Origin of the sequence: Methylobacter sp. Wu1 (assembly GCF_036553575.1) — a bacterium.
Classification (GTDB): Bacteria; Pseudomonadota; Gammaproteobacteria; order Methylococcales; family Methylomonadaceae; genus Methylobacter.
The window spans coordinates 1-20,105 of sequence record NZ_JAZHOC010000047.1; the positions used below are offsets into that span (position 1 = coordinate 1).

15 protein-coding genes are annotated in these 20,105 nt (G+C 51.0%); 10 read left to right on the top strand and 5 right to left on the bottom strand.

The window, feature by feature from the left end:
* Positions 1-89 precede the first annotated feature (89 nt).
* From V2P20_RS07390 to V2P20_RS07415, 6 genes are read left to right on the top strand one after another with little or no spacing between them, the layout of a single operon-like run.
* Entirely contained in the window at positions 90-452 is a 363-nt protein-coding gene (locus V2P20_RS07390; RefSeq protein ID WP_331817593.1) for a hypothetical protein, read from the top strand.
* A gap of 31 nt (positions 453-483) precedes the next feature.
* Positions 484-1,890 (top strand): PelD GGDEF domain-containing protein, encoded by a 1,407-nt coding sequence (locus V2P20_RS07395; protein WP_331817594.1) that lies wholly within the window; start codon positions 484-486, stop codon positions 1,888-1,890.
* Positions 1,871-2,896: a hypothetical protein gene (locus V2P20_RS07400; protein ID WP_331817595.1), complete on the top strand. Its 1,026-nt coding sequence runs from the start codon at positions 1,871-1,873 to the stop codon at positions 2,894-2,896. The genes V2P20_RS07395 and V2P20_RS07400 overlap by 20 nt, the downstream gene beginning before the upstream one ends.
* Positions 2,889-4,394, top strand: a complete 1,506-nt coding sequence (gene pelF / locus V2P20_RS07405; RefSeq protein ID WP_331817596.1) for a GT4 family glycosyltransferase PelF — start codon at positions 2,889-2,891, stop codon at positions 4,392-4,394. The genes V2P20_RS07400 and pelF overlap by 8 nt, the downstream gene beginning before the upstream one ends.
* On the top strand, positions 4,394-5,761 hold the full coding sequence (gene pelG / locus V2P20_RS07410) for an exopolysaccharide Pel transporter PelG (protein ID WP_331817597.1): 1,368 nt from the start codon (positions 4,394-4,396) through the stop codon (positions 5,759-5,761). The genes pelF and pelG overlap by 1 nt, the downstream gene beginning before the upstream one ends.
* A gap of 47 nt (positions 5,762-5,808) precedes the next feature.
* On the top strand, positions 5,809-8,400 hold the full coding sequence (locus V2P20_RS07415) for an endo alpha-1,4 polygalactosaminidase (protein ID WP_331817598.1): 2,592 nt from the start codon (positions 5,809-5,811) through the stop codon (positions 8,398-8,400).
* 461 nt (positions 8,401-8,861) lie between these two features.
* Here the strand turns inward: V2P20_RS07415 and V2P20_RS07420 are convergent, their stop codons facing one another.
* Together V2P20_RS07420 and V2P20_RS07425 are read right to left on the bottom strand one after the other, a co-directional pair.
* Complete coding sequence (locus tag V2P20_RS07420) at positions 8,862-11,123, bottom strand: PAS domain S-box protein (protein WP_331817599.1); 2,262 nt, start codon at positions 11,121-11,123, stop codon at positions 8,862-8,864.
* Between the two features lie 110 nt (positions 11,124-11,233).
* A complete protein-coding gene (locus V2P20_RS07425) occupies positions 11,234-11,983 on the bottom strand; it encodes an oxygenase (RefSeq protein WP_194971198.1) in 750 nt (249 codons plus the stop codon).
* A gap of 149 nt (positions 11,984-12,132) precedes the next feature.
* On the opposite strand from V2P20_RS07425, the gene V2P20_RS07430 reads away from it, so the two are divergent.
* Complete coding sequence (locus tag V2P20_RS07430) at positions 12,133-13,143, top strand: ornithine cyclodeaminase (protein WP_331817600.1); 1,011 nt, start codon at positions 12,133-12,135, stop codon at positions 13,141-13,143.
* Here the strand turns inward: V2P20_RS07430 and V2P20_RS07435 are convergent.
* Positions 13,068-13,991, bottom strand: a complete 924-nt coding sequence (locus tag V2P20_RS07435) for an arginase (RefSeq protein ID WP_331817601.1) — start codon at positions 13,989-13,991, stop codon at positions 13,068-13,070. The two genes, V2P20_RS07430 and V2P20_RS07435, sit on opposite strands and share 76 nt — an antisense overlap.
* Before the next feature lie 406 nt (positions 13,992-14,397).
* On the opposite strand from V2P20_RS07435, the gene V2P20_RS07440 reads away from it, so the two are divergent.
* A complete protein-coding gene (locus V2P20_RS07440) occupies positions 14,398-15,402 on the top strand; it encodes a cytochrome-c peroxidase (protein ID WP_331817602.1) in 1,005 nt (334 codons plus the stop codon).
* 78 nt (positions 15,403-15,480) lie between these two features.
* Here V2P20_RS07440 and V2P20_RS07445 read toward each other — a convergent pair whose 3' ends face one another.
* Positions 15,481-16,764 carry a hypothetical protein gene (locus tag V2P20_RS07445; protein ID WP_331817603.1) on the bottom strand — a complete coding sequence of 428 codons (1,284 nt, stop codon included), beginning with the start codon at positions 16,762-16,764 and terminating at the stop codon, positions 15,481-15,483.
* Between the two features lie 9 nt (positions 16,765-16,773).
* Complete coding sequence (gene ppx, locus V2P20_RS07450; RefSeq protein ID WP_331817604.1) at positions 16,774-18,273, bottom strand: exopolyphosphatase; 1,500 nt, start codon at positions 18,271-18,273, stop codon at positions 16,774-16,776.
* A gap of 139 nt (positions 18,274-18,412) precedes the next feature.
* On the opposite strand from ppx, the gene V2P20_RS07455 reads away from it, so the two are divergent.
* Both V2P20_RS07455 and V2P20_RS07460 read left to right on the top strand, forming a co-directional pair.
* A complete protein-coding gene (locus V2P20_RS07455) occupies positions 18,413-19,342 on the top strand; it encodes an ABC transporter ATP-binding protein (RefSeq protein WP_331817605.1) in 930 nt (309 codons plus the stop codon).
* Complete coding sequence (locus tag V2P20_RS07460) at positions 19,339-20,103, top strand: ABC transporter permease (RefSeq protein ID WP_331817606.1); 765 nt, start codon at positions 19,339-19,341, stop codon at positions 20,101-20,103. The genes V2P20_RS07455 and V2P20_RS07460 overlap by 4 nt, the downstream gene beginning before the upstream one ends.
* Positions 20,104-20,105 lie beyond the last annotated feature (2 nt).

The window sequence follows — 20,105 nt, forward strand, 5'->3', positions numbered from 1 at the left end:
AAAAACAATCTGCTTCTCAAAGTTGGAAACCCTGCATGATACGGTCATCGGATTACTGATTAACAAGGTTGAATTTGGCTTGGATATTCATGCCAAATTACAGATTTAACCCACTACCAGATAATCTTCAGGTTTATCAGGATCACAATGAAAAAACAGAAGCATGGCCGATACTGGATGATAAACGTCATCAGGAAGCTGCCTTGAGGTGGGCGCGGCAGGATAATTTTTCTTATGGCATCACCGGAAATATTGAGGAATGGCATTATAAAACCGGCGTTGGCGGAGAACCTGCCGTTGGTTTAAGCCTCCGCATTATCGAAATTCCTTCGGGCAGGGTGGTATGGTCAGCCACCGGCGCTAAATCCGGCTGGGGGGCGGAAACGGTTAGCGGTACAGCGCAAAAGTTGCTTGATAGTTTATTGTCGAATCTGGAAATCAATAAGTTTTGATGATTTCTAAAAACCAGAGTGTGGGGTACATATGAAATTGACTTTAGCGGCTTCTAGATTGTTGGTATTAAAGACGGCTTGGCTGGAAACGCTGGTTTTGACAGGGATATTGCCTGCTGTTGGTTATGAAGTAAATGCCGCAGATCCATTCTATCTGAATAATCGTTTTCCATGGTTGATGCTTGCGCCTTTACTGATCAGCTTGAGGTATGGATTTATCTTCGGCATGAGCAGTGCTGTTTCACTGATAAGCGTATTGGCTCTCGGCCGGTATCTGGACTGGCCAATTGTGCCAGTCTTTCCGGTAGAGAGAGCGGTCGGCATGATACTGATCACAATGATCGCAGCAGAGTTTCAGGATATCTCCCGGCAAAAATTGCAGCAACTGCAGCATAAATATCACTACCTCAAGCTGAGAATGGATGAGTTTTCCCGTACTTATCATGTGCTTAAAGGGTCTCACAGTTTGCTGGAGCAGCAGGCAGGCAACCATAAAAAAAGCATGCGCAATGTACTGCTGGATCTTCAAAGGCAGGTTCTGTCTTTAGCAAAGAATGACGGTGAGCCGCTCAGTGGTATAGGCGATCCTATACTGAACCTCTTCAGTGAATATGGCAGCATTCTGACCGCCTCTCTTTACGCTGTCTCGGAAGATCGCAAGATAAACTCACACCCTGCCGCTTGCCTGGGAAAACCACCGGCTCTCTGGCCTGCCAATCGCTTAATAAAAGAAGCCCTGAAAACAGGGCATGTCACCAGCATTCAGACCTTTGATGAGGAGATGGAGCATGAGATTCTGGTCGTTATTCCTCTGATAGATGTCTTTCAGAGAATCTGGGGCGTGGTAATTGTCAATGAAATGTCAATGTTCGCCTTGCAGAAAAATACCCTGGACCTGCTTTCGCTGTTGGGGGGGCATATAGGCGACCTGATCAAGCGTCGCGCCGGAGGCAATTTGTTAGACCAAGACGTAGAGCTGGAATTCGAGTGCGAATTGCGGCGCACTCTGGAAGAGGTGAGAAGTTTTGAAGTTGCCGCGGCAATGGTTGTCAGTATTGTTAACTCTGAGGCGTTATATGATGCGCTTATGTCTATCTTTCGCGCTGAATGCCGAGGACTTGATAAGGTATTGACTTTTCGGGATAACTTAGGCCGGCAGGTAATTATTCAACTCTTGCCGCTAACGGATGAAAATGGCCTAAAGGGTTTTCTTTCCCGCCTCAATTTGAGAGATGTCCTGGATAAAAAGACTTCCTTGACAAGCTTTGAAGAAGATAAGGCGTTCCAAATCCTGGATTCCAATGTTGCTATTTATAGCTGGATATTAAGTGATAAACACTCGCCCGAAAAGGTGTTGTCAAAAATCGAGCAGCTTTGTCAGCATGATATATCGATCCATAGAAACGGAGATTATTCTCATGCCGGCTTTCCTGCTTAAAGTATTCTTTTTAATCGCGGCATTGGGATTGGAAATGACCAGCATAGGGATGATGATAATGAGTGATCGTTTGCCGGAAAGCGACTTGCTTATTATGCTGCTTTTGCATCTGAGCGCCTGTATCGTAATTGCTATAGCGTTGCCTACGCTATTGAGATTTTTCCACCCAGCATCCAGACTGATAACAGTCCTGTTCTTTTTTATGATCGCTTTTTACATGCCGGCGCTAGGTATGTTGGGACTGGTTCTCTCGCTGGTCCCTGGGTTACATTTCAGTAAAGCGACAGCTCAGGAATTGCCGCTACGTTTTAGCGGTGTTCGGGAATTTTCTGATGCGCCGGCCAGCCATGGCTTACATTCTAAGAATATGACTGCCAGTCTGGAAGGCTTATTGCGCTCACAAAATCCTTGTAAACGTTTGAGCGCAGTCTATGCAACCCTCAAGCTTGAAGACAAAGATGCCATTCCTTTGCTGAAAATGGCGCTGCGGGACCCGGTTGACGATATACGTCTGCTCGCTTATGCGTTAATAGACCGCAAGGAACAGCGGATCAGTGAACGCATTGAACGGGCCAGGCAAAGCCTGGAGAACAATAAAACCCGTAATGTTCGGCATCTATACAAAAGCATAGTCAAGGATTACTGGGAACTGGCGCATCTGGGTTTAGTGGAAGGCGAGACACTGGTTTACGTGTTGAATAAAGCGCGTGAATATCTTGAAAGCGGCCTGCAACACTATCCAAGAGACCGAGGATTGCACCTTCAATACGCCAAGTTATTGTTGCGATTGGGAGAGCATCAGCTGGCCTATGATGAATTTAAAGCGGCGGAGGCTCTGGGCGTTGAGCGGAAGCGGTTGTTGCTCTATTACGCGGAGATAGATTTTTTACGCCGGCGATACGGTGAAGTGAAGCGGCATATGCGGGCGGTCGATTGGGTTACGGCTCGTCCACAGATCCAGGCGGCCATGTGTTTCTGGCAAGGGAAAAGAGAACTGCATGGCTAATCGCGACGCTGATATCACGCTTTTGTTGGAAGGCACATATCCTTTGGTTAGAGGCGGGGTGTCGGGATGGGTCCATCAGATCATTCAGGGCTTGCCGCAATTCAAATTCTCATTGATATTTTTAGGCTCAAAATCCAGCGACTACGAAGAACCCAAATATGCGCTTCCCAGCAATGTAGTGCATCTGGAGTGCCATTATTTGTGGGATGGTGCATTCGCCTCCAGGCCCAAAGCCCGCCCAGGCAATAACGCCTATTTTCTGAAGGCTGAAAAATTTCATGAATGGTTCAGGAATCCCCGCATTGGTTACGATGACGAGTTGGCGCGGCAGGTTTTGACGGGGCTTGGGCAAGACTCAGGTTGCACTGCCGAAGATTTTTTCTACAGTGAAGCGGCGTGGGAGCAGCTTTGTGCAAGTCACCAACGCTTTTGCGCCGAGAGTTCATTCATTAATTATATTTGGACTGTTCGGGCCATGCATGCGCCGCTGTTTAAACTGGCGTCTATTGCCCAAAACCTAACAGTAACGACAGGTCTCTTTCATTCTGTCTCGACAGGTTACGCCGGTTTCCTCGGGACCATCCTGCGCCATACGACCGGAAGGCCTCTGATTCTGACGGAACACGGGATTTATACTAAAGAGCGAAAAATAGACCTCCAATCCATTTTTATTAGAGAACATCGCGATTATTTAAGCGATGCGCCCGATAAGGGGATGAAATATTACGACCAGCTCTGGATTCACTATTTCGAGTCCTTAGGACGCCTGACCTACTGCAATGCAAACCCCATCATCAGCCTCTATGAAAGAAACCGGCAACGGCAGATTGCCGATGGCGCAGATGCCGCGCGTACCAAGGTAATACCCAATGGCATGAATGTCGCCCAATTTGTCGCGCTGCGCGAGCGGCGCCCAGACAAAATTCCTCCTGTCATCGGATTGCTCGGTCGCATCGTACCGATAAAGGATATAAAAACCTTTATCCGGGCCATGCGGTCTGTTGTCTCCCAATTTCCCGACATGGAAGGTTGGATAATCGGTCCTGAGGAAGAAGATCCGGAATATGCGTACGAATGCAAAAGTCTGGTGCATAACCTTGGTCTGGAACGAAATGTGCGCTTTCTGGGGTTTCAAAAAATAAGCGATATTCTTCCGCAAGTAGGCTTGCTGGTCCTCACGTCGATCAGCGAGGCTTTCCCGCTAGTGCTGCTGGAAGCCTTCGCCAGCGGCATTCCTGTCGTGACCACCGACGTAGGGGGATGCCGCGAAGTGATAGAGGGGAACAGTGAAGAGGATCGCGCGTTAGGCGCGGCCGGAATTGTGGTGCCAATCGCTGATCCGGAAGCCGTTGCCCGAGCCTGCATCGCCTTGTTGACGGATGAGGCGAAGTGGTATGCGGCCCAGCGCGCCGGCATAAGCCGGGTTGAACGCTATTACACGGAGGATATCGTGTTATCCGATTATATGAAGCTTTACACTGAGGCGCTGGAGTCATAATGGCGGGCATCGGGTTCAGGCTACGCGCTTTAATGAATAACGAGAGTTTTACCGGGCTGATACAGGCCTATGGCTTTGCCGGCATTATCAGTTCAGGGCCATGGGTGCTCTCTATTCTTGGCATCCTGCTAATTGGCGTATTGAATGCGGAAAATCCATCCGCGCAGCCATTTATCGGCGAATTTCAGATATCGGTTACTTACCTGATGGCATTTTCGCTGTTGCTGACCAGTCCGCTGCAATTAATATTTGCGCGTTTTGTTGCAGACAGAACCTACGAAAAAAAGGAAGACCTGATACTGCCCAACCTGTTGGGGGTCATTCTGGTGGTGACTATTGTCAGCGGATCATTGGCCGTAGTACTGCTGAGCATTTTTTTCAAGGGGTCCGTATTGTACCGGCTGCTGATGCTGACCGGTTTTGTCATTCTTTCTGTAAGCTGGATAGTCATGATAATTTTATCGGGGCTGAAAGCTTACGGCGGCGTCTTGTTAGCCTTTCTGGCGGGGTATGGCTTTACGTTAGCGGTTTCCCTTAAATTGAAAGCGTTTGGATTGGTAGGCTTGTTGGGCGGTTTTATCATCGGGCAAGGCATGCTGCTCTTCATTCTCTTATATTTAGTCTTGCGAACATACTCCAGCAAGCAATTGATTGCTTTTGATTTTCTGAAACGAGACCAGATCTTCCTGAGCTTGGCCGCGACCGGTTTTTTTTATAACTTGGCAATTTGGGCGGATAAGCTGCTTTTCTGGTTCAATACCCGGACCAGCATCGTGATCATTGCGCCGTTGCGAGGCTCCGAGCTTTATGACCTGCCGATTTTCCTGGCCTATCTTTCTATTTTGCCTGGCATGGCGGTATTTTTGCTCCGCATGGAGACGGATTTTGCCGAACGCTATGAAAAGTTCTACCGCTCTATTGCTGAAGGTGCGCCATTGCATCGTATTTTCCAGATCTACGGTGACATGACTTGGGTGATCCGCCGCGGTTTTTTTGAAATTTTTAAAGTGCAAGGCATGACGGTCATCATACTGCTGGCAGTCGGCGAGGGACTCTTGAACTGGGTGCACATCTCCCCAAATTATCAAATGTTGCTCAGCATTGATTTAGTGGCGGTAGGCGTTCAGGTCTTGTTGCTGGCCGTATTGAACCTGCTGTTTTATTTCGATTATCGTCTAGACGCTCTCTATTTGAGCCTGTTATTTGCGCTGTCGAATATATTTTTTACCGTACTGACTCAATATCTCGGGCCGGCATTTTATGGCTATGGCTTTGCGGGAAGCGTGGTATTAACGGCGCTGGCCGGCCTGATCGTTATATCCCGGCGGCTCGATAAGCTGATGTATGCAACATTTATGCTGCGTTGATACGTGTTGACGTTGTTTTTTCATTAGAAATAAAGAGTGGCATCGATATGTCTTCAATCCCCAAAACCTTCTGCCATTACGCCAAGTCTGCAACAAACACCAGCGCTAGAATCATGGTTTATTTATTGGCTTGTCTCGCCGGCTCGGATATTTACGCCAATCCAAGTACCGCCTTTTTTTACGGTAAACCCATGCCTGTCGATCTGCTATCGCATTTTGAACAAGTCGTGGTTGAACCGGAAAATATCGATAATATTGATCCGCTTACCGCTAAAGGCATTCAGGTTTTTGCCTACCTGAGCGTCGGTGAGATTAATCCAAGCCGTACCTGGCACGCAGAAATTCCTAAGCATTGGCTGTTGGGGAAAAATACCGACTGGGGGAGCAGTATTGTCGATTTAAGCAAGAAAGAGTGGCGCGACCATCTCATCAACAAACAGATCGCGCCGCTGTGGCAGCGCGGATATCGCGGTTTTTTTTTAGACACGCTGGATAGCTATCAACTGATAATCAAAGATCCCAGGCATCGTCTGGTTCAACAGCAAGCCCTAATCGATCTTATTCGAACCATACATCGCCGCTTTCCAGGCATTCAATTGATCCTTAACAGAGGTTTTGATTTATTGCCCCATATAGGCAAATATGCCGTGGCTGTTGCGGCGGAATCGCTATTTCAACGCTGGAACGCCGTATCGAACAGTTACAGTGAAGTGCCGGAATCGGACCGCGCCTGGTTGCTGAAAAAACTGAATGAAGCGCATGACCAGTACGGCCTTCAGGTTATTGTTATCGATTATGTACCACCCAAACAGAAAACATTGGCGCGGGACGTGGCTAACCGGATAGCGGCATTGGGATTTACCCCTTGGGTCTCAAACCCGCCAATGGACATGCTGGGGATAGGCAGTGTGGAAGTTTTTCCGAGGCGGATTCTGGCCCTTTATGATGGGCGGGATCAGTCGGATGGACTGCAGAATTCCGAAGTGCATAAATTATTGGCGATGCCCTTGGAATACCTGGGTTATACACTGGAGTACGCGGATGTCCGTAAAGGACTGCCGAGTTACTGCCTGGCAGGGCGATATGCAGGCATAGTGACCTGGTTTAACAGTGATGAATGGCCGCAATCAGAATCCTATAAATCATGGCTGATACGCCAGTTGGACGATGGCATGAAAGTCGGCGTATTTGGCAGGCTAGGTTTTAAGGCAGACGACATGTTCCTGCAATCTTTGGGCCTTAGAACCATACAGGGCAAACTAAAAAAACCGTTGAAGATCGCTCACAGCGATGATCTTATCGGCTATGAAGCAAAACCCCATATAAAACTGCGAGAGTTGACACCGTGGGAAGGCGTCGATCCTGCCCTCAAACAGCACTTGAGTCTTGCCGATCAAAAAGGGCGGCGGCTGGCGGCGGTGCTGACGGGCAAATGGGGCGGCGCGGCCTTGCATCCTTATGTTATTGAAACCGGCTTTCAGGGGCGGCAGCGTTGGCTCATCGATCCCTTTAAATTTTTGACACAGGCGCTCGATTTGCCGCCTATGCCAGTGCCCGATGTCACTACGGAAAAAGGCAAAAGGCTGCTTTTGATACAGATCGATGGCGACGGCGCCGCTTCCGTGGCGGAAATGCCCGGTTCGCCGCTGGCGATGGAAGTGATTCGCGATCAAATCCTGCAAGTCTACCCATGGCCAACGACGGTTTCCGTCATTGAAGGCGAAATTGGATCGAAAGGGGCGTTTCCCGGCAAAGCCGCGCAACTGGAAAAAGTGGCGCGGGATATTTTTACTCTCAAGCATGTTGAAATAGCCAGCCACTCTTACAGCCATCCATCGGCATGGGTCGAGAAAGCCAATGTCGATACTGGCGGCGATGACTATCGGCTTGCTATTGCTGACTATCAGTTTGATTTAAACAGGGAAATTGTCGGTTCCGTGGACTATGTCAACAGACAGCTGGCTCCTGGGCATAAGCAGGTGCGCGTCTTTCTCTGGTCAGGCGACGCTTTAGCGGCGGACGATGCGCTGGCGCTGACAAAAACGCTTGGATTGGAAAATATAAACGGCGGGGGCGGAGCGAGCGTTACCCGGAGCGAATCAACGATAACCCGTGTCCCCCCTCTGGGATATCCGAGCAACGAAAATTTTCAGGTTTATGCGCCTATTGCCAGCGATCATGTCTATACAGGCTGGTGGCGGGGGCCTTTCTCCGGCATGCGAAGAGCGATTGAAACTTTTCAGCTTACGGATTCGCCTTTACGCCTCAAACCAATACATATCCATTATCATTTTTACTCAGGCAGTAAGACGGCCGCTATTAAAGCGCTTAAAGAAGTTTACGATTGGACGGCCAAGCAGGAAACATGGCCAATTTTGATGAGCGAATACATCCGTAAAGTAAAAGCTTTTCAAAATGTCACCATAGCGCGCCATCAGGATGGGGCATGGGATATACGAGGTCTGGGCGACTTACGTACGCTACGACTGGCTTCTGCTGCAGGTAATCCTGAGCTACAGCGTTCCAAGGGGGTAATGGCTATTCATGAGCTTCCGCAGGGAAGATATATCAGCTTGTCACCCGCAATAGACGGACAAGTTCTTCTCTATATGGCTTCTAGCCTCTTTTCTTCTCCTTGATTATTACCTATGAAAGGCCAGGAAGCGTTCTCAATTAAGCCGGATGATCATGGAAACGTCTCCGGCAGGGATAGATGTTGTCCCTGCCCCGGACAGATCCGTGCGAGCGACACTACCGCGGGCCGCAAACGGATGGGTGTTAATACCGTGCTGCCGACCGTATGCCGATTGCTTTAGACCGCTATGTTGCCAAGCTTCAATATGGTCAGCCACTGTTTCGATAATGCCATTGTTCAGCCTCGTCAAAAAGGACAGGCATGAACGGTATGGCGCCGTTAGAACAGGTGGAGCGTTTGGATGCTTACTGAATATTCCACCACGAAGATCTCGAAAGACTGCCGGGATGCAGGCGGTAGAGCACCAACAGTAGGCGCTTTAGGCGACGTAGGAGCAGTTGCCGAGGAGCAAATATCTACCCGTGCGGTCGTTCGTGATCTCTGCGTTTTTATGGAATATCAGGGCTAACTGCGCCTGAAAATCATCAAGGTAATGTCATCTTGGAACGATTCGGTCTGGCTGAATTGTTTCAGCTGTTCGAGCAGGGCTTCGATAATCATTTGAGGCGATTGCTCTGCGTATTGAATCAGAATGTCGTTGACGCGTTTCAGGCCGAAAAATTCGCCCTGGATGTTTTCGGCTTCGGTTATTCCGTCCGTATACAGCAGGATCAGATCGCCTTGCGCAAGCGTCGTGGTCTTTTCCTCGAAATCGACATGTTCCCGTATGCCCAGTATCAGTCCGTCGGCGTCAAGCTCCCGGCATTCGGATTCGGAGGGATTGAACAGCAAGGGCGGCGGGTGTCCGGCATTGGCAAAGCGCAGCTGGTGGCTGCGAATATCGTATTGCAGGTAAAACAGGGTGATGAAGTAGTCCGAATTTTCCAGGTCTTCGTAAAGGAATTTATTGAGGAGCCTTAGCGTCTCGGCCGGCGTTTCCAGCCCGGCGGCGCGCGTCCTGATCGCGCTGCGGGCTTCGACCATGAACAGGGCGGGGCCGATGGAATGGCCCGAAACATCGGCGATGATCATGTCCAGGCGGTTTTCATTGCGGATGAAATAGTCGAAATAGTCGCCGCCGACCTGATTGGCGGGCAGGCAGAAACCGGTCACTTCAAAATGCTCCGATTTGATCGATGACGTCGGCAGCAAGGACGCCTGTATCTGGCGGGCGATTTTGATTTCGCTCTGGGCGATCGCCAGTTTGACCTGGGTCTGGCGGATCTGCTGTTCCGCGGCTTTGCGGTCCGTGATGTCGTGTATGAAGCCGCTGAAAATACAGGTATTGCCCAGTTTCAGGGGAGAAATGCTGAGCTCGACAGGAAATTCGGAGCCGTCGCGGCGCAGGGCCACATGTTCGAACTGGCGATTCAGCAAGGGGCCGACGCCGGTCTGTAAAAAATGCTCCAGGCCTTTCTGATGCGCATTGCGGAACCGCGGCGGGATAATCAGGTCTTTAACCGGCTGGCCTACCGCTTCATCATGAGTCCAGCCGAGCATTTTTTCGGCGCGGTGATTCCAGTCCGTAATGAGGCCTCTGTCATCCATGATCACGATGGCGTTGATGGAGCTGTCGATGATCAGGCGCGTGCGCTTCTCGCTGTCGATCAGGGCATCATGAAAATGTTTCTGGGCGGTAATGTCGCGGTCGACGCCGCGCCATTTGATCAGTTTTCCTTGGGCATTGAAAAGCGGCAGGCCTGTCGATTCGGTCAGCACCTCATGACCGTCTTTATGCCGGTAATGGTTGGTCAAGGCGCGGAAAGGCTCGCGCACGGCAACGTAGATCTGCAGGTCGGTTTTGTCCCGGTCCGTTAGCAGTTCGGTATAGTGTTTGCCGATGACTTCCTCGGGCTTAAAGCCGAGAATCTGGTTGACGGCCGTGCTGCTGTAGATGTAATAACCGCCGGGGTCCTGCTCCCACAGCCATTCGCCGGCTATTTCCGCCATTTGCCGGAAACGCTCCTCGCTTTCGCTTAGCGCCAGTTCGGCTTCCTTGCGTAGCGTGATGTCTTCCGCCACGGAGATGAAATGCGTGATTTCTCCTTGCATGTTTCTGATGGCGCTGATGTTTTCATAGGCCCAGTAAACCTCGCCGTTTTTCTTTTTGTTTTTGATTTCGCCGCGCCATTCGCCCTTGACAAAAAGCATTTCCCACATGGCCTGATATTGCTCCGGAGAGGTCTCGCCGGATTGCAGTATTCTGGGATTCTGGCCCAGCACTTCGTCCGGCGCGTAGCCGGTAAGTTCGCCGAACTTCGGGTTGATGTATTCAATGCGGCCGCTCGTGTCCGTGATGACGACAGCGCTGGCGCTTTGCTCCAAGGCCCGGTGCATCATGAACAGTTCCTTGTCGATGCGCTTTCTGTCGCTGATATCGTGAATCAGAAGCACGATATTGATGTCTTTTGCATCCTGGTCGGGCAGGACGGACAGCGAAACCAATGCCTGAATGCTGTTGTGGTCTTTCGTGATGATGTCGCATTCCAGATTCTTGGCCGGGGTTGCGCCGGTCAAACAGGCCTGGACAGTTTGCTCCAATTCCGGGAGGGCTTCGGCGGAATAGACGATATTCAAGGGCTTATCAATCAGTTCTTGTTCGCTGTAGCCTAAAAGAGCCGCTGCGGAAAGATTGATTTTTTTGATGCGCGGCATAAATGCCGCTGCAGAGCGATCCAGCTCAATAATAATGAGATTGAAGTTGAGGCTGTCTATGAGTCGATGCATTATTATGCTAAGGCTGGCCGGAAGAAAGTGCATGTCTTCCGGATACAAAAGGAATAGCCATTATCGCCATCGTGCGCTTATGCATCCGATTCCTGATGCCGGAGCGGTTTTTAGTCGCCCGGCATGGCAAAAGGCGTTTCAAAAATGTTGTTTTCTTTAGCGCCCAAAAGAATGGCATCCTGTTTGACCTCCTTAATGACAGACGGATCACCGCAGAGAAATAACTGCCAAAGGGACAAGTCCTCAATCGTGCCGAAGGCCATTTCGCTGGTTGACTTTTCAGGCACATCGAGCGCTACGTTAACGGGACTTTTGCCGTGGATGAAATGGGTGTAGCTGAAATTCGGGTATTCCGTCTGCAGCGCCATCAACTCCGGAATCAGATAGTATTCGTCGGGGCTGTGCGTCTGATGAAACAAGCGTATGTCGCCCTTGTGCCCGTGTTTTATCAGCGCATCGCGCAATATGCCGTATAGAGGCGCCAGTGCAATGCCCGTGCCAATCAGCATAATGGGCTGGCTGAGATCGCCGGGCAGATAGAAACAATCGCCCGATGCGGGACTGATTCTTACCTGATCGCCGACCTGGAGTTCGCCATAAATCCAGGGAATCAGCGCGCCGTGCGATGTCAGGCTGATCTGTAATTCAAGAAAATCATCGAGTCCCGGTACGCTGGACAGACAATACATGCGCCCGACGCCTTCATTGTTATAGAGCGTCAGGCATTGGCCGGCATAATAGTCATAACCTTCTTCGGGAAGGTACAGGCGCAACCGGATGATCGTGTCATTTAATTGGTCTTTGGCAGCCAGATAAGTTCTGATTTTTTTAACGGCTGGTGACACCGCAGGCGTCTTCATTCTTTTTTAGTCCTCATTTTTACGTTAATTTTTTATTCATATAGCTTTAAGTTTAGTTAAATGTGGCCTAATTGCCTGAACTCAACCTGAACTACGTGATGATGTTGATAGTCCCACTGCCATCAGACCAAAAACAGACGGGCTGGTTCATGAAAATTCTGACCGTAAACGACATACAGAGACTGATAGACATAGTCGGCATTGAATCGTTTTTCAGCCGGCTGCTCATTGCATTAAAGCAAGATTTTGCCCGCTGGCCCGCGTTTTACAAGTCGGCCCGCCATGCCACGCATTATGCGCACGGCGTTATCGAACTGATGCCCTGTTCGGATGACAGGTTATACGCGTTCAAATATGTGAACGGTCATCCCGGCAATACGGCGGAAGGCAAACTCAGCGTCATCGCCATCGGCCAGTTAAGCGAAGTGGCTTCGGGGTATCCGCTTATGATCTGCGAGATGACGCTGCTGACCGCTTTCCGGACGGCCGCTGCCGGCGTGCTGGCGGCGAGCTATCTGGCCCGGCCGGACTCCGATGTTTTAGCCGTTATCGGCACCGGAGCGCAATCGGAATTTCAGGTGTTGGGTTTCAACGGCGTTTTCCCGCTACGGCAGATACGCTTCTTCGATTTGGATATCGGAGCCATGCGCAAATTTGCCAGGAATCTACTGGCTTATCCGTTTGAGCTTGTGCCGTGCCGCAGCATTAAAGAGGCTGTGCGGGGTGCCGGCATCATTGTCACGGCTACGGCGGCAAAAAAGCGCCAGTCGCTGTTTGCACTGGAAGATGTCGCGCCCGGCGCTCATATTCAGGCAGTGGGCGGCGATTGCCCCGGCAAGACCGAATTGAGCCATGCTTTACTGTCGGCGGCCAAGCTGGTTGTCGAATATATGCCGCAGGCCCTGGTGGAAGGTGAAGTGCAGCAGTGCGACGCAAGCCATGTTCATGCCGAGCTGTGGGAGCTGGTCGGCGGGCATAAGCCGGGGCGGGAGAACACGCAGGAGATTACCGTGTTCGATTCGGTCGGGTTCGCGCTGGAGGATTTCTCGGTTCTGCGCCTGGTGTACGAACTGGCCTGTGAGCATCATTTGGGCACGGATATGCCGCTGATTCCGGAACTGGACGATCCCAAGGACTTGTTTGGGCTGTTGTCGGCATAAAAGGCTTCGATGATGGGTCTGATCAGGTCCAGCGTTTTGTTGTCCTGATCGTTTTCCGGATTGTATTCGCTGATTTCCAGGCCGCATATTTTATCGTTCCGGTTTACCGACCTGAGCGCGGCCATGAGTTCAGCCGCTCTGAAGCCGCCCGGCGCCGGCGTTTCGACGCCGGGCGCATCGATGGGATCGATGAAATCCAGATCGATGCTGATGCCGATCATGAGGCAGGTCCGGCTTAGCTGTTCCATTGCCCCCTGCAATGTCTGCGCGAGACTGGTGATCTGGTCGGCGAAAATAATCCGGACGCCCGCTTCTTGCAATAAAGCGTATTCCTCCTGTTCATAGCTGCGGATACCGATCTGGATCAGGTTTTGCGGCTTGATGAAACGGTCGGCCGGATACAGGCCCGACAGGCGGGCATCGGCCCTGCCCAGCAGAGCCGATACGGGCATGCCGTGGATGTTGCCGGAAGGGGATGTTTCAAAGGTATGGGCATCCATGTGCGCATCGATCCAGATCAGCCCCAGCTCTTCATTTTCCGGCAGCGCCTTCAAAACGCCCGGCCACGTGCCCATGGCGCAGGAATGGTCGCCGCCGACCACCAGGAAAGGCCGGCGGGCTTCGGCCCAGTGCCGGGTGAATTCGCTGGCTTGCCGGTTGAGGCGGCGCAGCCTGTCATCTTTTGTGCCTTTGTTGTCAGGATGCACGATATGCCATTGCAGTTGCAGGCCGCCGTTCCGCATAGGTTGCCTCGCCAGGCCGTCGCGCAGTAATTCGGCCGCGTAGCCGCATAGCCGCATGGGGCCGCCCAGGCAAGAGGCAATCCCTAGTGTTTGTAGAATAGTCATACCAATTCCTCCTGAAAAAGAGCCGAGATGATCAACTGATGTTACGCAACTGTAGGGTCGAATTCATTCGACCCGGGACAAACGTCCGTGTACCGATCTCTTAATCAAGGCTCTTTTGAACCTTAGAGTCGATTCAAGTCGCTTTTATCAAGATAGGCTTGCCATGCAATAAATCGGCCGGCAAGTCTTCATGCGCTTTTCTGGTATTTTTCTGCGTAAAAGATGCATTTCCCGCGAAAGACATGCCCCGGTCGCTCCATATTGATGAGGAAGACCTTAAGAATTGATTGTGCCTTGTTTGCCTGATACCTTACAATTTGACTGGGTGAATATAAAAAAAGTCGTCGGGTGATTCTGGTCGCCCCAAAAGTCGCCCTTAAGGTTAGTAATCATTTTGGAGTATGGTATGTTTAAAATTCGTTCGCTGGTTTCAGCGATAATGCTCGCTGGCAGCATTTCTGTCGCTTCAGCCTGGGAAGCTTTGCCTACAGCAGCGCCTGAACCGGCTGATAACCCCTCCTCGGAAGCTAAAATCGAGCTGGGTCAAATCCTGTATCACGATCCGCGTTTGTCTTCGACCGGTACTGTTTCCTGCGCATCTTGCCACAACACTATGTTAGGCGGTGAAGATAACCGGCCGAATGCGATGGGTGTCCATGGCAAAACCGGCGGCCGCAGTGCGCCGACCGTCTGGAATGCCGCATTCAGCAAAGTCCAGTTCTGGGATGGCCGGGCGCCCACTCTGGAAGCCCAGGCTGCAGGTCCTGTGACCAATCCTATCGAAATGGGCATGAAAAACTGGGATGAAGTCGTAGCACGGCTGAAATCCATTGATGGCTATCAAGAGCTATTCGAGAAAGCGTTCGGCAAAAATTCAATTTCCAAGGACAACGCGACCAAAGCGATTGCCGCTTACGAGAGAACTTTGATTACGCCTAACAGCCCTTATGACCAATATGTCAGAGGCGATGAAACTGCTTTGACGGCTCAACAGGTCCGCGGCATGAAGAAATTCGAAGAAGTAGGCTGCACGAGCTGTCACAGCGGTCCCGCCTTCAACGGCGAGGGAGCGTTCCAACGGTTCCCTGTGGCTAAAAACAGCAGTTTCGAAGCAAAACATCATTTCACGAAAGATAAAGGTCTGGCCGAAGTCAGCCAAAATCCTGCCGATGAGCATTTGTGGAAAGTGCCTACTTTGCGCAATATCGCCCTGACCGCGCCTTATTTCCACAACGGTTCGGTTAAAACGCTGGATTCAGCCGTAGAAATAATGGCAAAACTGCAATTGAGCAAGGAATTGTCCAAAGAAGAAACCGCTGATATCGTGGCCTTCCTGCAAGCGCTGACTGGCGAATTCCCCAGACAGAAAATGCCGGTTCTGCCAGGTACGCACGGCACTACTTTGAACTAAGCCTTTTACAGCTGGGGCGATCCCCGGCACTTGGCTTTATCCGGAAAGGGAGCTTTTAGCTCCCTTTTTTATTGTCAGCTATATGTCGTTATAAATGGATGCTGCCGCGATGCGAGCATCAATCTGCCTGACTACTTCCAGATAGGCTGGGCTGTTGATGGATTCGAAGCGCCTTTTGAATTCAGCCTCATCCATATTTTCAGGCAGATCGCGAGGGTCTGGCATGAAATCGCTGTAATCTTTTATTTTTGACATGGCTTGTTGAATTTTACGGGCATTTTCAGGCGATGAGGTGGCTATTTCACCAAAGCGCGTGCCGGCTTTGTCGGCGGCCAGATCGATAAAGCTGAAGCCGCTGCCTCCTTGGGCATCGCTTAATTCTTTTTCCTCCCCCATGATCTTGGCGACCTGGCCATTGGCCGATGCCGTTAGCGCGGCGGAGCCGATGAAATGTTGGGCCAGATCCACTCTTTTATACAGAAAAGCGGAATAGTGTTGTTTGGCAACCGATTTTGCCTCTGCCGCCGGCAGGAGTTTTTGTGTTTCCAGTTTGTTGACGTAATCATTAACAGTAAAAATCACGATTCTGTTTTCTTCGATGGCATTCTCTAGGTTCGAACGCTGGTAAGCCAGTTCAAACAACGGTTTTAGCAGTTCGGCCAGCGACAGGCGCCAGGCCGGGTCATGATGCGCGATGATCTCGGCCAGTTTTTGTTCATAGATATTCTGCGCCTGGGTATCACTGCTGTGGCCTTGAGTCAGGAAGTTTTTGGCCTGCCGCAATGTTTCGGCATCGGAATTGTAGGTAATGGTCAGTTGTTTGCCGTCTATCTGAACGGCTTTGATGGGACGTGTCGCCAAGATGAAATAGTCATTTAATGACGTATGCCGAATAAAGGTATCGATGACGAAAGCCGCGAGCTTGGCCGGCAACAATAGCTTTCCCGCCTTGAATTTGGTGATGCCGGGCAGCGCATTTTGGCTTTCATTGTCTTCATGGCCTAACCTGAAGCTGATATTCAGGTATTTGCCCAGGTTGTTCTGAGGCAAAGTCATGGTGACATTGAATCTGACTCTGTTGTGCTTCAGTTCTATTTTGACGGCGCTTTTACTGTAGCGGTTCAGCAGGTAATTGCCGGCGAGATTGAGGTCGGCTTCGGTCAGCACGATCGTGTTGATTTCGTCCGGCCGGGTTTTGGCGCCTTCATGCAGAATCTGTTTCGCCCTGACCACGTCATCATGGGTCAGCGACCAGCCCGGTTCGGTTTCCGGCGTATCGCCGATAGCGAACAGGACGAGCATGATGCTGAAAATAACTGATGCACTAAGACAATAGCCCAAGGTTCGTAATAAGGTTTTCATAAAGATGACTTATACAAACTCCAGTTTGAAGCCTGAAGATTTCAAATAGTCGGCTTCCTGAATTAAATCGGCATAGGTCAGCGGCGACTGCGCCAGCCAGTTATCCGGAAACTGCAAACATATTTTGGATTTTACAATGGCTATTTGGAACTCCGGCAGTTGATGCTCGTGGCGGTTGCGGCGCAGCAGTACGGCCAGCCGCAGGATGATGGCCAGATAAGGGGCATCGATGTCCCAGGGATACGGCAAATCGCTAAAACGGGCGCGCGAAAACTTACGCCGGTGCGATCTGACAAGCGTGGCCAATAAGATCTGGTCCTGTCTGGAAAAACCGGCCAGATCGCCATTCTCGATAATGTAGGCGCTGTGCTTATGGTACTGGTTATGCGCGATATCATGACCTATCTCATGCAGATAGGCCGCCCAGTCCAGAAATTGTTCACTGTTTTCGTTGTTGTAAAGGCAGGTCTCGCTGTTCAGTTGCGCCAGCATAGAGTGGATGGTCTGCCTGACGCGCTCGGCATGTTCCTTATCGGTATGATAGCGTTCGGCCAACGTCTGTACGGTCGCCGAGCGAATGTCGCGGTCGTAGATACGGCCCAGTAAATCCTGTATCAGGCCCTCTCTGAGCGCACCGTCGGAGACGGTCATCTGCTCGATGCCAAGGCTTCTGAAGGTGGCGTAGACGATCGCGACGCCGCCCGAAAACACCGGCAGGCGTTCCGGGTCCAGTCCCGGCAGGTCCAGTTCACTGACATGATCGCAACGATTGATATGGACGATCAATTGCTCCAGACCTTCCAGGGTAATACCGTTGTTGCTCCAGTTTTTGGCCATCAGAACCTTGTCGATGGCGCGCAGCGTGCCCGAGGCGCCGATGGCTTCGTCCCAGTTTTTACGCTGGAATTTCTTTTCGAAAGGTTCCAACTGCTGGGCTGCAAAAAGGACGGCTTGAGTCATTGCGCTTTTTGACAATCGGCCGTTCTTGAAAAAGGCATTGCTGACAGAGACGCAGCCCATGGGCAGGCTCTCTTTTTTCTTGGGCGTGGCGTCCTGGCCGATGATGTATTCGGTGCTGCCGCCGCCAATGTCCATCACGAAGCGGAGGTTGGCATTGCTGCCCAGGCTGTGCGAGACGCCCAGATAAATCAGGCGCGCTTCTTCTATGCCGGAAATGATGTCGATGGGCTGATTCAGCGCTTTTTCGGCTCTGGCCAGAAATTGTTCGGCGTTTTTAGCCATGCGCAGGGTGCTGGTGCCGACGGCGCGGACGCTGCCGGGCGGAAAGTTGCGGATTCGCTGGCCGAATCGCTGCAGGCACTCCAGCGCTCTGTTTTGCGTGGCGATATCCAGATTGTGTTTCTTGTCCAGTCCGGACGCCAGTCTGACTGTTTCCTTGAGACGGTCGATCGTTTGCAATTTGCCGTCGGTCAGGCTGCAAACGATCATGTGAAAGCTATTGGAACCCAAGTCCACAGCAGCGACGGTTTCAGGCGGTTTCTTTGGCACGGGCTATCCGGTTTTGTCTACGAAACTTTTAAAGATCTGATAGAATTACAAATTTTTTAGCTATCCATCTCGTACTTTCTAATGGATGCGGCGCTTAATTTAACTTATTTGAAGGCTCCCGTTAAGTGTTAGTTTCAGCATGAAGGCATTATCAATCCGCAATCTCAAAAAAATCTATAGTAATGGATTCGTAGCCTTAAAGGGCATTGATCTCGATGTCGAAGCCGGTGATTTCTTTGCCTTGCTGGGCCCTAACGGCGCCGGCAAATCGACGACGATCGGCATTATCAGCTCTCTGGTTAATGCCACCAGCGGTTCGGTCAGTATCTTCGGTCATGACCTGCAGCACGATAGCGCCCGGGCGAAAAGCTGCATCGGCCTGGTTCCTCAGGAAGTCAATTTCAACCAGTTCGAAACCGTCAAAAACATTCTGCTCAATCAGGCCGGCTATTACGGCATACCACGCAAAATCGCCCTGCAGCGGACCGAGCTCTGCCTCAAGCAAATGGATCTGTGGGATAAGCGCGATACGGTATCGAGGCGCCTGTCGGGCGGCATGAAACGCCGGGTCATGATTGCCCGCGCGCTGGTTCATGCGCCTAAATTATTGATTCTGGACGAGCCGACGGCCGGCGTCGATATCGAAATCCGCCGCTCGATGTGGAAATTGATGCAGGAAGTCAACCGGCAGGGCACGACCATTATCCTGACCACGCATTACCTTGAAGAGGCCGAAAGCTTGTGCCGCAATATCGCCATTATCAACCACGGCCAGATCGTCGAGAATTCCGACATGGCGGGTTTATTGGCCCGGCTCAACATCGATTATTTTGTGCTCGATCTGGCCGAACCGATCGATACGGTGCCGGTCATCGAGGGCTATCAGATAGAGCGCGTTTCGGATAAAGTGTTGAACGTGGCCGTACCCAAAGAGAACGGATTGAACACCTTGTTCAATTTGTTGACGGAAAGAAATATCAAAGTGATCAGCCTGAAAAACAGGACCAACCGGCTCGAACAATTATTCATGGATTTGATTGACCAAGAACCTGACGAGTTGCCGCTATGAATCATGCCATAGCCCTTAGAACCATTATCAAGAAGGAAGTACAGCGCTTTATCCGCATCTGGCCGCAGACTTTGCTGCCGCCGGCCATTACGACTGCGCTTTATTTTCTAATTTTCGGCAAGCTGATCGGCGACCGGATAGGCACTGTCGGTGGAGCCAGTTATATGGACTATATCGTGCCGGGCGTCATCCTGATGTCCGTGATCAGCCATTCTTACGCCAATGTCGTGTCCTCGTTTTATTCGACCAAGTTTCAGCATAATATTGAAGAACTGCTGGTTTCGCCGGTAGCCAATTGGGTCATCCTGGCCGGCTATGTCAGCGGCGGCATTATCCGCGGTTTATTGGTGGGGGTCGTCGTGGCGCTGATATCGCTCGTCTTTGCCGATATTGCCGTCAACAATGTCTTGATTGCCTTATCGATAGCCGTGCTGACGGCCACGGTATTCTCGCTGGCCGGCTTTATCAATGCCGTGTTCGCGGACAGTTTTGACGATATTTCCATTATCCCGAACTTTATATTGACGCCGTTAAGCTATCTGGGCGGCGTATTTTACTCGGTCGATATGCTGCCGGGCGTCTGGCAGACGATTTCCCAGGGCAATCCGATCCTGTATATGGTCAATGCGTTTCGCTATGGCTTGATTGGCGTGACAGATGTGGATATCGGGATTGCCTTTGCCATGACCGGCGGTTTCAGCGTTCTGCTTATTCTGTTCAGTCTGTTTTTGCTGCATAAAGGTGTGGGGATTAAGAATTAGCG